14 protein-coding genes are annotated in these 12,298 nt (G+C 66.5%); 9 read left to right on the top strand and 5 right to left on the bottom strand.

Annotated features, from left to right (window positions below):
• Nucleotides 1-3 precede the first annotated feature (3 nt).
• From LWC34_RS27420 to LWC34_RS27410, 3 genes are read left to right on the top strand one after another with little or no spacing between them, the layout of a single operon-like run.
• Complete coding sequence (locus LWC34_RS27420) at nt 4-1,332, top strand: sensor domain-containing protein (RefSeq protein WP_250109452.1); 1,329 nt, start codon at nt 4-6, stop codon at nt 1,330-1,332.
• A 39-nt stretch (nt 1,333-1,371) separates the two neighbouring features.
• On the top strand, nt 1,372-2,034 hold the full coding sequence (locus LWC34_RS27415; protein WP_233727993.1) for a sensor histidine kinase: 663 nt from the start codon (nt 1,372-1,374) through the stop codon (nt 2,032-2,034).
• Nucleotides 1,986-2,639, top strand: a complete 654-nt coding sequence (locus LWC34_RS27410) for a LuxR C-terminal-related transcriptional regulator (RefSeq protein WP_233727992.1) — start codon at nt 1,986-1,988, stop codon at nt 2,637-2,639. Before LWC34_RS27415 ends, LWC34_RS27410 begins: the two co-directional genes overlap by 49 nt.
• Nucleotides 2,640-2,646: 7 nt before the next feature.
• Here the strand turns inward: LWC34_RS27410 and LWC34_RS27405 are convergent, their stop codons facing one another.
• Nucleotides 2,647-3,267, bottom strand: a complete 621-nt coding sequence (locus LWC34_RS27405; protein ID WP_443667756.1) for a response regulator — start codon at nt 3,265-3,267, stop codon at nt 2,647-2,649.
• Between the two features lie 496 nt (nt 3,268-3,763).
• On the opposite strand from LWC34_RS27405, the gene LWC34_RS27400 reads away from it, so the two are divergent.
• The 6 genes from LWC34_RS27400 to LWC34_RS27375 all read left to right on the top strand — a co-directional run bounded on the left by LWC34_RS27400 (nt 3,764) and on the right by LWC34_RS27375 (nt 7,895).
• Entirely contained in the window at nt 3,764-4,270 is a 507-nt protein-coding gene (locus LWC34_RS27400; RefSeq protein WP_233727991.1) for an RNA polymerase sigma factor, read from the top strand.
• A 72-nt stretch (nt 4,271-4,342) separates the two neighbouring features.
• Nucleotides 4,343-5,245, top strand: a complete 903-nt coding sequence (locus LWC34_RS27395; protein ID WP_233727990.1) for an ABC transporter ATP-binding protein — start codon at nt 4,343-4,345, stop codon at nt 5,243-5,245.
• 73 nt (nt 5,246-5,318) lie between these two features.
• On the top strand, nt 5,319-5,528 hold the full coding sequence (locus LWC34_RS27390; protein WP_233727989.1) for a hypothetical protein: 210 nt from the start codon (nt 5,319-5,321) through the stop codon (nt 5,526-5,528).
• Complete coding sequence (locus LWC34_RS27385; protein ID WP_233727988.1) at nt 5,498-6,046, top strand: ABC transporter permease; 549 nt, start codon at nt 5,498-5,500, stop codon at nt 6,044-6,046. Before LWC34_RS27390 ends, LWC34_RS27385 begins: the two co-directional genes overlap by 31 nt.
• 5 nt (nt 6,047-6,051) lie before the next feature.
• Nucleotides 6,052-7,278 carry a sensor histidine kinase gene (locus LWC34_RS27380; RefSeq protein ID WP_233727987.1) on the top strand — a complete coding sequence of 409 codons (1,227 nt, stop codon included), beginning with the start codon at nt 6,052-6,054 and terminating at the stop codon, nt 7,276-7,278.
• The gene (locus tag LWC34_RS27375; RefSeq protein ID WP_233727986.1) at nt 7,275-7,895 is read left to right on the top strand and encodes a response regulator; all 621 of its coding nucleotides are present in this window, start codon (nt 7,275-7,277) and stop codon (nt 7,893-7,895) included. The genes LWC34_RS27380 and LWC34_RS27375 overlap by 4 nt, the downstream gene beginning before the upstream one ends.
• A 146-nt stretch (nt 7,896-8,041) precedes the next feature.
• Here the strand turns inward: LWC34_RS27375 and LWC34_RS27370 are convergent, their stop codons facing one another.
• The 4 genes from LWC34_RS27370 to LWC34_RS27355 are packed head-to-tail and all read right to left on the bottom strand — an operon-like array spanning nt 8,042 to nt 12,122.
• The gene (locus tag LWC34_RS27370) at nt 8,042-10,492 is read right to left on the bottom strand and encodes an NAD(P)/FAD-dependent oxidoreductase (RefSeq protein ID WP_233727985.1); all 2,451 of its coding nucleotides are present in this window, start codon (nt 10,490-10,492) and stop codon (nt 8,042-8,044) included.
• The gene (locus LWC34_RS27365) at nt 10,493-10,699 is read right to left on the bottom strand and encodes a ferredoxin (protein WP_233727984.1); all 207 of its coding nucleotides are present in this window, start codon (nt 10,697-10,699) and stop codon (nt 10,493-10,495) included. It abuts the gene before it with no gap.
• Nucleotides 10,696-11,301: a ferric reductase-like transmembrane domain-containing protein gene (locus LWC34_RS27360; protein WP_233727983.1), complete on the bottom strand. Its 606-nt coding sequence runs from the start codon at nt 11,299-11,301 to the stop codon at nt 10,696-10,698. Before LWC34_RS27360 ends, LWC34_RS27365 begins: the two co-directional genes overlap by 4 nt.
• A complete protein-coding gene (locus LWC34_RS27355) occupies nt 11,298-12,122 on the bottom strand; it encodes a DUF4142 domain-containing protein (protein ID WP_233727982.1) in 825 nt (274 codons plus the stop codon). The genes LWC34_RS27360 and LWC34_RS27355 overlap by 4 nt, the downstream gene beginning before the upstream one ends.
• Nucleotides 12,123-12,298: the final 176 nt, after the last annotated feature.

The following is a 12,298-nucleotide window of genomic DNA, read 5'->3' as shown; positions in this document are numbered from 1 at the left end:
TCGATGGGAAGAACGTTATTCATCGCACTGGCCGGTGCGAATCCGTCTGGAACCAAACCTGAGGTGGGGCTAGCTATACCCCAGCACCTACGCCTGCGGGCAGTGCGCGGCGAGGCACGGATCGGCCAGACTTACCGCGTGCTGCGCGAACACGCCCTCGCCCTGGTCCGTGGGCTGGCGCTGTTCGCACTGTCTTTGCTGGCCACAGTGCAGAGCGCGGTCGCGCTTGTCGTCTCGTGCGTCGGGGTGCTGGCGGGGTTCAAATGGGAACGGTGGTTACAGAATCTGGTCAGACGCCTGGTGGCGCGCTGGACTGACCAGCAGGTTCCGGTCCCGTACTGGCCGAAGCCGGGACCGCCGCAGCCGGACCGGGACGGCTTCTATCGCTGGCACAACCAGCTCTATCAGAAGCCCGGCCAGGTCGCCCGGATGGAGCGCTTCGTCTGGCTGCTCAAGGACCCGGCCACCCATCGCGACCACCTGTGGGCGCTGACAGCCCCGCTGACCAGCGGTTTGACCGTGGGCCTGCCTGTGGTTCTCGGCGTGGCCGGTTTCCTGGTCCACCCGCTGTGGGCGCTGCTCGGGGTCGTCGTCGGGTTGGCGATGGCGCCGGTCACGCTGCGGACCTACTGTCAGTGGACCGGCGGGCTGCTGCGGCCACCCGGCCGGGCCGGGCGTACGTCGTTCTGGTCGTGGCTCGTGGCGGGCGGAATGGACCAGCTCCGGCTCGCCGCCACGTTCGGCCTGTCGTTGCTGGGTATCCCGGTCATCGGCGCAGCGGTCGCGACGATCAGCGGAGTCCTCGGACCTTTGGGCGTTCGGTACCAACCGGCAAGGGCGTTCCTCCGAGACCGCCGACGGCAGATCGGCAACTGGTCAGGCGTACCGATTGCAGACCCGTATCTGCCGAAGCCGCCACCGCCGACGCCTCGGCCGGACGGCAAGTACCAGCACGGCCGGATGCTGTACGACTCGCCGAACATGATCGTGTACGTGCAAACGGCGAAGGCGTTGCTGCACGACAAGGCCACCTGGCGTGACCTGCTGTGGCTGATCCTGGATCCGCTGGTCACGCTCGTGCTGGCGGTCGTGCCTGTAGTGCTGTTCGTTGTCGGATTCCTCGGCTACTTCTGGACGTGGGTGTGGTCGCGCCCGATCAACCTGGTCGTCGGCTCCGACATCGGCAAGGACTGGGCGTATCTCGGCGACGCCATCCCGTCGCTGCGCGACCTTCCCGGCTGGGTCACCCCGCTCGCCGGGCTGGTGGCGGCCGCAGTTGGCCTGCTGGTCACGGAGTCCTGTCTCACGGCGCACGGCTACTGGAGCAGGTGACTGCTGGGGCCGACCAAGTCCGCTGAGCTGGCACAACGCGTGGCCCACCTGAGCGAGACCAGGACCGACGCCACCGACACCCAGGCCGCCGAACTACGCCGGATCGAGCGCGATCTACACGACGGCGCCCAGGCCAGATGGGTGGCCATGGGATTGAACCTCAGCGTGGTTGAGCGCCTGATCGACCAGAATCCGGAGGCGGCCAAGAAACTTCTAGCCAGCGCGCGTGACGCGTCGGCGGAGGCTTTGGTCGAGTTGCGTCAGCTGGTCCGCGGCATCATGCCGCCGGTGCTGTCCGAGCGCGGGCTCGGCGACGCCGTGCGGGCGTTGGCATTGGACAACCCGCTGCAAGTGCACGTGTCCGTCGCAATCCCTGGCCGAGTGGACGCGCCAGTCGAGGCGGCCGTGTACTTCGCGACCAACGAATTGCTCACCAACGCGGCCAAGCACGGCCACGCCGAACGAGTCAGCGTCGACCTGAGGTTCGTCGACGGAAAACTGCGGGTCACGGTGGCCGACGACGGCCGGGGCGGGGCTGATCCGGCAGGTGGCAGCGGGTTGCACGGCATACAGCGCCGACTCGCTACATTCGACGGCGTACTCACCCTGACCAGCCCGCCGGGCGGGCCGACCACCGTGACCTTGGAGGTCCCGTGCGCGTTGTCCTCGCCGAGGACCTCTACCTCCTCCGAGACGGCCTGACGTTACTGCTGGAAGCCAACGGATTCGAGGTGGTCGCGGCCGTGTCGACCGGCCCTGAGCTGGTCAAAGCCTTGGATGAACAGCGCCCGGACGTGGCCGTCGTCGACGTCCGGCTGCCGCCGACGTTCACCGACGAGGGCCTGCAGGCGGCTCTTGAAGCGCGCCGCAAGGTCCCCGGCCTGCCGGTGCTCGTGCTTTCCCAGCATGTCGAGCAGTTGTACGCACGGGAGCTGCTGGCAGATGGTGCCGGCGCGATCGGCTATCTGCTGAAAGATCGCGTGCTCAATTCGGACCAGTTCATCGACGCGGTCCGCCGGGTCGCCAACGGCGGCACCGCCATGGATCCAGAGGTCATCTCCAAACTCCTGGCCAGCAACGCGCGCCACGAGCCGCTCGCGGAGCTGAGCCCTCGGGAGCGCGAGGTCCTCGAGCTGATGGCCAGCGGAAAGTCGAACGCCGCGATCGCGGCTCAGATGTTCATCAGCGAGGGCGCGGTGGGTAAACACACGGCGAACATTTTCTCGAAGCTCCGGCTGGCGCCGTCCGACGACACCAACCGCCGGGTGCTCGCCGTGCTCGCCTACCTCAACAGTACGGAGGCGTAGGCCCAGATCAGAGGCGGTGGCGCACTTCCGCGGCCAATACCGCGGCCTGGGTGCGCCTGCGCAGCCCGAGCTTGCCGAGCACGCTGGAGACGTAGTTCTTGACCGTCTTCTCCGCCAGGTTGAGCCGCTCGGCGATCTGCCGGTTGGTCAGGCCCTCGCCGATCAGCCGCAACACCGAGCGTTCCCGCCGGGTCAGCGCGTGCAACGGATCACGGGCCTGCTCCGGCTGGGGTTCCTCGGAGAGCCTGCCACCTGCGCCGACGATCCGGATCGCGCTGGTCAGCTCGGCTCCGGCGACGTGTTTGGGCACCACTCCGGCCGCGCCTGCCTCGATCGCCGCAGTCATGGTCTCCGGGTCGACGAACGGGGTCAGCATCAAGCACCGCACCTCTGGGCAGCGCAGCTGTAGGTCCCGGCACAGTTGGACGCCGTCGCCGTCCGGCAGGCGGACATCTAGAACGGCCACATCGGGGAGCTGCTCCGGGACCTGGGCCAACGCCTCGACCACGGTGCCGGCCTGGCCGACCACCAGCATGTCGGTCTCATCGGCGAGCAAGGACGCAAGACCGCGCCGGACCAATTCATGATCGTCGACGATGAAGACGCTGGTCATCACTGTTTCAGTCACGAGCTAGTCGGTGCGCCGCGCGGCACATCTAGATATGCCGCGCGGCGCACCCGCGCCCGGTCGAGCGGCGCGGCCCTGCCCCGCGTCGCTCGACCGCCGGTGCCTTCAGCACCGGGGGTCTCGTGAGGTACTACGCAACGACTCCGCGGTGACGGAATTCTGTCGATCAAAATAACCGCAAAAGAATTCAACCTCACCGGAACTCGACCGAGTCGCAACGTCTCCCACGCTACGTTTTTCGTTTGAGGGCGGCCCATCTGATGGAGGTTCACTCGAATGGCCGAAGTTAGCTCTCGCCGTACCGCCGTTACAGTGAAACGCCTTATATCAGTTGAGATTCTCACCACATGGGACACGGGCCGAATGGCCCTCCCGGGCCCGTGTCACTCGGTAGATGCTTCCATCGAAACATCGAAGAAATATGTTCAATTAACAACTACTCGACATCGAGACGGCCTTGCACTGGGAACGTGCTGGGCCGATCGGGGGTGTGGTAATGCCGGTCCCGGACGCACGTACGCGTACCGACGACTACTGGCAGGAGTGCATCAAGATCCGACCGACGCTGGTCAGGATTGCCGCCCGGCGTTGCGCGGCACCGATGGACCCCGATGACATCGTCAACGAAGCCCTGATCCGCGGGGCCGAATTCGACGACCTGGACATGAGCAGGGTCGAACAGTTCCTGGTCTCCACAGTCACCCGGCTGTGCGCGGATGAGGCCAGGCGCCGCACAGTGGCCACCCGGATGGCCAACCACCCACGGCTGGTCCCCCCATCCGCCGAGGATCCCGCCGAGTTCGCCTGCGACAAAGCCGAAGCACGGTGGCTCGCGATCAGGATCCTCGCTCTGCCCCGGCGCGACCGTGCGTTGGTCGACATGCTCGCGGACGGAAAACCGCACAGCGAGATCGCGCGGGAGCTCGGTACGACGACACAGGGCGCGCATTCGGCGCTCTACCGCCTGCGCAAGCGGATCGGGGCGCATCGACCAATCGGTTGATACGCATATCCGCCACTCCGATGGCTGGTGAGGCGATCCGGTAACCCGCCCACTCAACGCATGCTGCGTGGCATGTCAGTCATCGAGGTAGCCAACCTGCACAAGAGGTACCGCGACAAGGTCGCGGTACGAGACGTGTCCTTCAGCGTGGCCGAGGGTGAGATCTTCGGCATCCTCGGCCCCAATGGTGCGGGCAAGACGACCACGGTCGAGTGTGTGGCCGGTCTGCGTGTCCCCGACAGCGGCAGGATTCGCGTGCTGGGCAAGGATCCCCGCCGCGACGCGGCGCAGCTGCACACCCAGGTCGGCGTGCAATTGCAGGAGAGCCACCTACCGGAACGGCTGAAGGTACGGGAGGCACTGCACCTCTACGCCTCCTTCTATCCCGACCCGGACGACTGGGAGCGCCTGATCGACGAGTGGGGCATGGCCGAAAAACGCGCCACCCCTTACGGCAAGCTCTCCGGTGGCCAGAAACAGCGGTTGTTCATCATGCTCGCGCTGGTCGGCAGGCCACGTGTGGTGTTCCTTGACGAGCTGACCACCGGCCTTGACCCGGCGGCGCGCCGGGAGACGTGGGGTCTGATCGAGCGGCTGCGGCAGACCGGCGTGACCGTCGTACTCGTCACGCATTTCATGGAAGAGGCCGAGCGGCTGTGCGACCGGCTCGCCGTGATCGACGACGGCGCCGTCGTCGCCATCGACTCACCGGGCGGGCTCGTGTCCCGGATGGACAGCCATCAGGTCATCCGCTTCCGCGTCGACCGGCCGTTCGACCAGGGCTTGCTGACGACGATCCCCGAGGTCAGCGAGGTGGCGCAGAACGGACGCCATGTCGTTGTCACCGGCCGGGGCGACCTGCTCTACGCGGTGACCGCGGTGTTGGCCCGTAACCACATAGTCGCCGCCGATCTCCGGGTCGAACAAGCCAACCTGGACGACGCCTTCGTCGCGCTGACCGGCAAGCGTTTCTGACCCGGTTCCTGTTCATCGTTTGCACTTCCGAAATTCACGCCGTCCGTTAAGCACGGCTTCATTAGGAGAACCCATGTCCGGCACCGGCACGCTCACCATGACCGAGCTGAAACTCTTCCTGCGCGACCCCGCGTCGACCATCGTCACCATCGCGCTGCCCGTCGCGATCGTCGTCGTCTTCGGCGTCATCGCACAGCCCAACGGCGACAAAGATCCGATCATGACGTACTTCCCGACCATGGCGCTCTCGCGTTGGGCCTCGCCCAGCTGGCGCTCAACCTGACGCCGACGACGCTGGCCGGATACCGGGAGAAAGGCATCCTGCGCCGGATGTCGACAACGCCGATGAACCCGTCCAAGGTGCTCACCGCACAACTGGCGATCAGTTTCGGCCTCGCCACGATCGCGGGCATCTTGGTCGTCCTGGTTGGCCACGTGGCCTTCCAGTTCACGTTGCCGCAGCACATCGGCGGCTTCTTGGCGGCGTTCGCACTCGGCTGCACGGCATTGTTCGCCGTCGGCCTGCTCGTCGCGGCGATCGCACCAAGCGCCCGTATCGCGACCGGGATCGGGGTCGGTCTGTTCTTCGCCAGCCTGGTGTTCGGCGGGGTGTTCATGCCCGCCGAGAACCTGCCGTCGTTCCTGGTCCGGATCGGCGACTTCACCCCGCTCGGCGCCGCCATGCAGTCGCTTCGGGCCAGCTGGGGTGGCACCATGCCGGAGCCGCTGCACCTCGCGGTGCTCGGCACGTACACGCTCGTCGCCGGTCTTGCCGCGGCCCGGCTCTTCAGGTGGGAATGAGGTCGATGCTGCAGATCGGAGAGACACACGCGCACCGGGCCAGGTGGATCTACACCGGGATCGCGTACGCCGCACTGGCGGCCGCGGTCTTGTGGAGCCTGGTCGACCGGAGGGCCGCACCACAGCCACAGTTGACGGTGGTGCTGGCCGTGATCGCGGCGATCTGGATCGCCGTGGTCGCCATGTGGTGGCCGGTCTGGCCGCGCGACCGGGTCTGGGCGGTGGTCGCGTATCTCGGCCTGCTGGCCACGAGCACCGCGCTGATCTCCACGAGCGACGCGTTCTCCTCGTACGTGTGGATCGGCTTTCCATACGCTTTCGCGATTTTCCCGGCCCGGTGGGCGGTTTTCGCGGTGACCGCGAACGCGATCAGCACATTCGTGATCCAGGAAGGCGCGTTCCAGACTTCGCCCTATGTGGTGATGCTCGCCGTCGCCGGGCCGGTGATCTTCGCGGGGTGGGTCGCCGGGCTGGAGAGCGAACGCCGCAAGCAGGCGATCAGCCAGCTCACCGAGACGAACGAGCGCTTGGCCAAAGCAATGGAGGAGAACGCGGGCCTGCACGCACAGCTGCTTGTGCAAGCCCGCGAGGCTGGCGTACTGGATGAGCGTCAAAGAATGGCGCGCGAAATCCACGACACACTGGCGCAGGAGCTGGCCGCGCTGATCCGCCAGTTGCACGCGGCCAACCGGGTTCGTGAGCAACCCGAGAAGTGGCAGCACCACATGGATCAGGTGCAGCTGTTGGCCGAGCGCGGCCTGTCCGAGGCGCGCCGATCCGTCCAGGCGCTACGCCCGGAGCCGTTGGAGAAATCCAGGCTGCCCGAGGCGATCGAAGAGATGGCGCGAAACTGGAGCCAGGTCTCCGGCGTGCCAGTTCGCACCGAGACAACAGGCACGCCGGAGCCGATGATCGCGGGCATCGAGGTCGCTCTGTTCCGTGTCGCCCAAGAGGCGCTGGCGAACATCGCCAAGCACGCGGCCGCAACCCGCGTGGGCATCACACTGTCCTATATGGACGACGTCGTTCTGTTGGACGTCCGCGACGACGGCGCCGGGTTCGACCCCGGCGACACCGCGCCGGGGGACGTGGGCGGATACGGTCTTGGCACGATGCGCCAGCGGCTGCTCGGAGTTGGTGGCACGCTGGACATCGAGAGTACGCCGGGCGAGGGCACCGCGATCGGAGCCAGCGTCCCGGCGATCCGGGCAGAGGGTGAGGCGATACCGTGATCCGGCTGTTGATCGTCGACGACCATCCGGTGGTCAGGGACGGACTTCGGGCCACGTTCACGGGCGAGCCGGACATCGAGGTGGTCGGCGAGGCTGGCAACGGGCGCCAGGCCGTGGACATGGTGGCCTCGCACAACGCCAACGTCGTGCTGATGGACCTGCGAATGCCCGAACTGGACGGCGTGCGCGCGATCCGCAGGCTCAAGGAAACCGCGCCGGACACCAGGGTTCTGGTGCTCACCACGTTCGACACCGACAGCGACGTGCTGCCCGCGATCGAGGCTGGCGCGACGGGTTACTTGCTCAAAGACGCGACCACCGAGGAGCTGCTCAAGGCGGTCCGTGCCGCGCACCAAGGCCAGTCGGTGCTTTCGCCGTCCGTGGCCAACCGGTTGATAGGCCAAGTGCGTAAGCCGCAGCGCGGCACGTTGACCCCGCGGGAGCTGGAAGTGCTGAGACTCGTCGCGGCGGGTGCCACGAACCGGGAAGCGGCGTCGAAGTTGTTCATCAGCGAGGCCAGCATCAAGACGCACTTGTTGCACATCTACGCCAAGCTCGACTCGCGCGACCGGGCATCCGCTGTGGCCGAGGCTTATCGACGTGGGCTACTGGATTGACCGGTTTTCGCGAAGCCGCGCTTTATTAAGTGGGGCTTACAAAAAAGCCCCCTCGTCAGCGAGCGGTCGGGTTGCTCGCAGCGAGGAGGCTGCACCGCGACGGCCGAGGGCCCGGCCGCCGCGGCGTTGCTCAGCTAGCCGTGTCTCTAGCCGAACCCTCTGACCGCTTCGCCTGCCGGGAAGCGGCTGTCTTCTGCGCCAGGCCGTGCGACTGGTTGCATCGACGGGAATGACGGGTGTTCCATGCCTGGCCGCGCGACGGGCTGCATCGCCGGGAACGACGGATGCTCCATCAACGGCATGGGCGGACGTTGAACCGGACGCATCGCCGGGAACGACGGATGTTCCATCATCGGATCGACCGGTCGCTGCACGGGTTGCATGTTCGGGAACGACGGGTGCTGGTTGGCAGGCATAGGCGGCACGGGCGGAAGCGGCTTGCGCTCCGCGCGTTCCGGCCGACCCGCCCGACGCTGCCGCGATGGCGGCGGTGCGGGACGCATCGCGCCCGCTGGCGTGTCCGGCACGTCGATGTTCGGGATGGACAGGTTCGACAGCGACAGGTTTGGCGCTGACAGGTTCGGAATCGCCGTGGTCGGCGGCAAAAGCGGCTCCGACCGCACCGGCGGGATCTGCTCGGTCATCGGACCGCCGTCCTGACCGAACCTCGGCATCTCCGGCTTGGCGTGCCTGCCGGACGGCTGCTCCACCGGAGCCATCGCACGCATCGACGGCGGCTCCACTGGCGGCATTCCGCGCATCGACGGCGGTTCAACCGGTGGCATCCCACGCATCGACGGCGGTTCAACGGGCGGCAAACCACGCATCGACGGCGGCTCGACCGGAGTCATCCCACGCATCGACGGCGGCGGTACGGAAGGCATCCCACGCATCGAAGGCGGTTCAACCGGTGGCATCCCACGCATCGACGGCGGCTCGACTGGCGGCAAACCACGACGCGACGGCGGTTCCACCGGCGGCATCGCACGCATGGAAGGTGGCTCCGCGGACATGCCACGCATCGAAGGCCGTTCAACCGGAGTCATCCCACGCACGGACGGCTGCGGCATCTGACCGGAGCTCATCGCCGCCCGCGGCATCGCGGGCATCGGACGCGACATCTGCGGCCGGTTCACCGGAGGCGGCACCGGCTGCATATTCCGGCCAGTCCCGGGCGGTGGCCCGACCGGCGCTGGTGGCCGGGCCACCGGCTGCATCGCGGGCACGGACATCGACGGTCCGACGCGCGCGGGTGTCACCGCTGCCATCGCGGGAACCTGCGTTGGCATCTCTGCCAGGGTGTTCTGGCGTGCGGGCGGTGCCGGTGGCCGCTCAGCCGACTGTGCGGCAACGGGTTCGGTGACCGGTGCCTTCGACGGCTTCGGCACGACCGGGCGACGGCCCTTGGTCTCGGTGGGAAGCGGCATTTCCTCGTGCAGCTTCTCGGTCCACTTGATCATCGCGCGCGGCGCGTCCCAGCCGCAGACGCCGACCAGCTTGCCGTTGCGCACATATCCGGTGATGCCAGGCGTTCCTGGGGCGCCATCGGCCAGGTGCACGGTGTCTTTCCCGAGGGACGGGACACCGGAGATCTGCAGGCGCACACCGTACTGTCCGGACCAGACACGCGGGATCGGCATGAACGGCGTGGCCTTTTCCCTGCCGAGCAGGAGGTTCTCGGCCGCGTGCCGTCCCATCTCGACCGCGTTGATCCAATGCTCGACGCGCCGTGGCGTGTCGTCGATCCGCAGGTTGGGCCAGCGGCCGCAGTCACCGGCCACCACCACATCCTGCGCACCGGCGGCGAACAAAGTGGACTCACACAGCACGCCGTCCTCGAGGATCAGACCTGATCCACGCATCCACTCGACGGCGGGGATCGCGCCGACCGCCATGATGACGGCGCCCGCGACCAGCAGCTGGCCGTCAGTGGTGTGCATCGCGACGGAATCGTCGGCACAGATCCAATTTCGGATATCCGTGCCCATCGCCATCCGCACGCGGTGCTTGCGGTGCAGCTTGTCCACCGCGGCGGCGACATCGTTGCCGAGGTTGCGCAGCGGGAACCGGGAACGGCCGACCATGACCACGTCCCGGCCCATCTTGCGGGCACTCGCGGCGACATCACATCCGATATAGCCGGTGCCGAGCACCACGATCGGCAGGTCGCTGCGGGAGATGACCTTCTTGACCGCCAACGCCTCGTCCACTGTGCGCAGTGTGTGCACGCGCGGGCTGTGCCGCGGGACACCCTTGAGGTGCCGCGGTTCCACACCTGTGGCGATGATCAGGCCGTCGTACTTGATCTCCTCGCCACCCGGCAGGTGCACGACTTTGCGCTGTGTTTCAAGTCGTTCCGCGCGGGTACCCAAGCGCCAGCGGGCGCCGGTGTCGATGTGACGCTGCAGGGTCAGATCGGCCGGCCGGTCGCTGCCTGCCAGCAAGTCCTTTGACACCAACGGCCGGTGGTATGGCCACCGCGCCTCGTCACCGATGATCACCAGCTCGCCGTCGTAGTCGAGTTCCCGGAGGCGTTCCGCGGCCCGTAAGCCCGCGACCCCCGCGCCCACGATGACGATGCGTTCGAAGTCGGTCATCTAAACCCTGTCCACCTTGATGGCCTGCATGGGGCAGCAGCGTGCTGCTGCGGCCGCCTGCTCGACCTGATCCTCTTCCGGTCTCTTCGTGTAGAAAAGCCGCCCGTCGGGGCTCAGTTCAAACAGGTCGGGTGCCTCCATCTGGCAAATCGCGTACCGCTCACAGCGGTCGTTGTCCACTTTGACCCGCAGCTTGCGGCCTCTCATACCTGTTCCTCCACCAGTCCGATCTGGACGAGCATCGTGGTGGGAACGAACCGGAGAACTGAGAGAGTCACCGCTGGGATCAGCAATGTCAATCCGGCGAGCCATAGTACCGAGAGGTGACTATTAGCAGCAGCAGCGAGGATCGAGTGTACGACCAAAAGCGGGAGCGCGGCGTAGGCCGTTCGGTGTACGAATTGCCAGCGACGGGAGGAAGTCCAGCGATGCAATCCGGCCGTGAGGAAGATTGCGATCATCAATTCGAGGCCGATGATCGCGATCGCGTACCGGAAGAAAACGCCGTCGCCGAAAGGCACACTGATCTGCGCGAACGTGAATGCGCCCTCGGCAAGGAAAAGGAAGCCCATCGCGTGCACGCAGCCGAACGTGATCGTAAGTGTGGCGAGGACCATATGCCCCGCACGCAAGGTCTTGCGCTCACCGAACCTGCGCGCCCAGCCAGTCTTGGTCAGTACGCCCCAGCAGATCGTCAGGCACATCAGGGCATACGAGGCACGGGCCGAGACCGCAGCGACACCGCGCAGGCCCTCGTCTCTCGGTCCACCGACCGCGAGCACAACCGTGTCTGTAACCGTATGGATCACCGTGCGAGTTCCTTGTCTACGAACAACCTGCTCCGCTTACCGTCTCCGCCACCACGACCGTTGCGGCCGCCGCGACCGCGACCGCGGTCATCATCGTCGTCATCGTCGTCATCGTCGTCATCGACGCGCCGCGCGACCGGCTCTTGCCTGCCACGACGACGATTGCGGCTGGTGGCGAGCCACAGCAGGAACACCGTGATCGCGACCAGCAGAGGCACCAACGTAACCGCGACGACCATATCGGTGCCCTGGGCGTCCTGCGACAGCTTCAGCGGTGTCGCGTCGTCCAAGTTGGCGAAATCCACATTGTTCGTGCTTTCCAGGATCGTCATGTGCTTGAGCACGATCGTGTTGGCGGTTGTCACGAACTTGCGGATCTCAGGATCCGTTGTACTCGCGCGAACCTGAGCGATCAGCGGGAAGATCATCCCGTGCGCCGAGCGCAACCGCATCGCCCAAACAGAGTCAAACTGCGCGCCGGTCGATGTGGCCATCTCGGTGAGCCAGCCCTTTTGCGCGTCGTTCGGCTCGGCGGGCAACTCGAAGGCGTACAACGACGCGACGCGGCGTACTTCCTGGTCAAGGACAGCGTGATCGGTCATCAGGGTGCGACCGACCTCTTGCACCTTGGGGTCCGAGGAACGCTCCTGCGCCATCTCTCCGGCTGGCATCTCCCATAAGCCCGCTAGCCGGACCTTGGTGAGCAGTTCGCCGTCGATGTCGCTGAGCGGCGGGGTTCCCGGCTGCGCGGCTGCCGCCGCCTGACCCGCCATGAACAGCGTGATCAGCAGGAACACCAACGACGCGAGCGATCGCTTCACGGCATCCTTCCTTGTCTCTCCGGGCGTCCGCGATGGACGGACACATAAGCGACGTTGCTGGAAAAGGCCGTGCTAGGTCCACACAGGACACTCGCATGTCCCGCGCTTGCCCACTGGTGTGTCCTCGCGGGGCACCCGGTTTACGCCTTCATCGATGGATACGGGCGGGGTCGCCG

Source organism: Kibdelosporangium philippinense (assembly GCF_021390435.2).
GTDB classification, from domain to species: Bacteria; Actinomycetota; Actinomycetes; order Mycobacteriales; family Pseudonocardiaceae; genus Kibdelosporangium; species Kibdelosporangium philippinense.
Note: the sequence above shows the minus strand (reverse complement) of the source record. Positions and strands in the feature narration are given on the sequence as shown.

Excerpts from the sequence above, each read along its gene's own strand:
- LWC34_RS27370 (WP_233727985.1), bottom strand. The coding sequence starts at position 10,492 with ATGACCGACTTCGAACGCATCGTCATCGTGGGCGCGGGGGTCGCGGGC.
- LWC34_RS27395 (WP_233727990.1), top strand. The coding sequence starts at position 4,343 with ATGTCAGTCATCGAGGTAGCCAACCTGCACAAGAGGTACCGCGACAAG.
- LWC34_RS27420 (WP_250109452.1), top strand. The coding sequence starts at position 4 with ATGGGAAGAACGTTATTCATCGCACTGGCCGGTGCGAATCCGTCTGGA.
- LWC34_RS27400 (WP_233727991.1), top strand. The coding sequence starts at position 3,764 with ATGCCGGTCCCGGACGCACGTACGCGTACCGACGACTACTGGCAGGAG.
- LWC34_RS27365 (WP_233727984.1), bottom strand. The coding sequence starts at position 10,699 with ATGAGAGGCCGCAAGCTGCGGGTCAAAGTGGACAACGACCGCTGTGAG.
- LWC34_RS27390 (WP_233727989.1), top strand. The coding sequence starts at position 5,319 with ATGTCCGGCACCGGCACGCTCACCATGACCGAGCTGAAACTCTTCCTG.
- LWC34_RS27380 (WP_233727987.1), top strand. The coding sequence starts at position 6,052 with ATGCTGCAGATCGGAGAGACACACGCGCACCGGGCCAGGTGGATCTAC.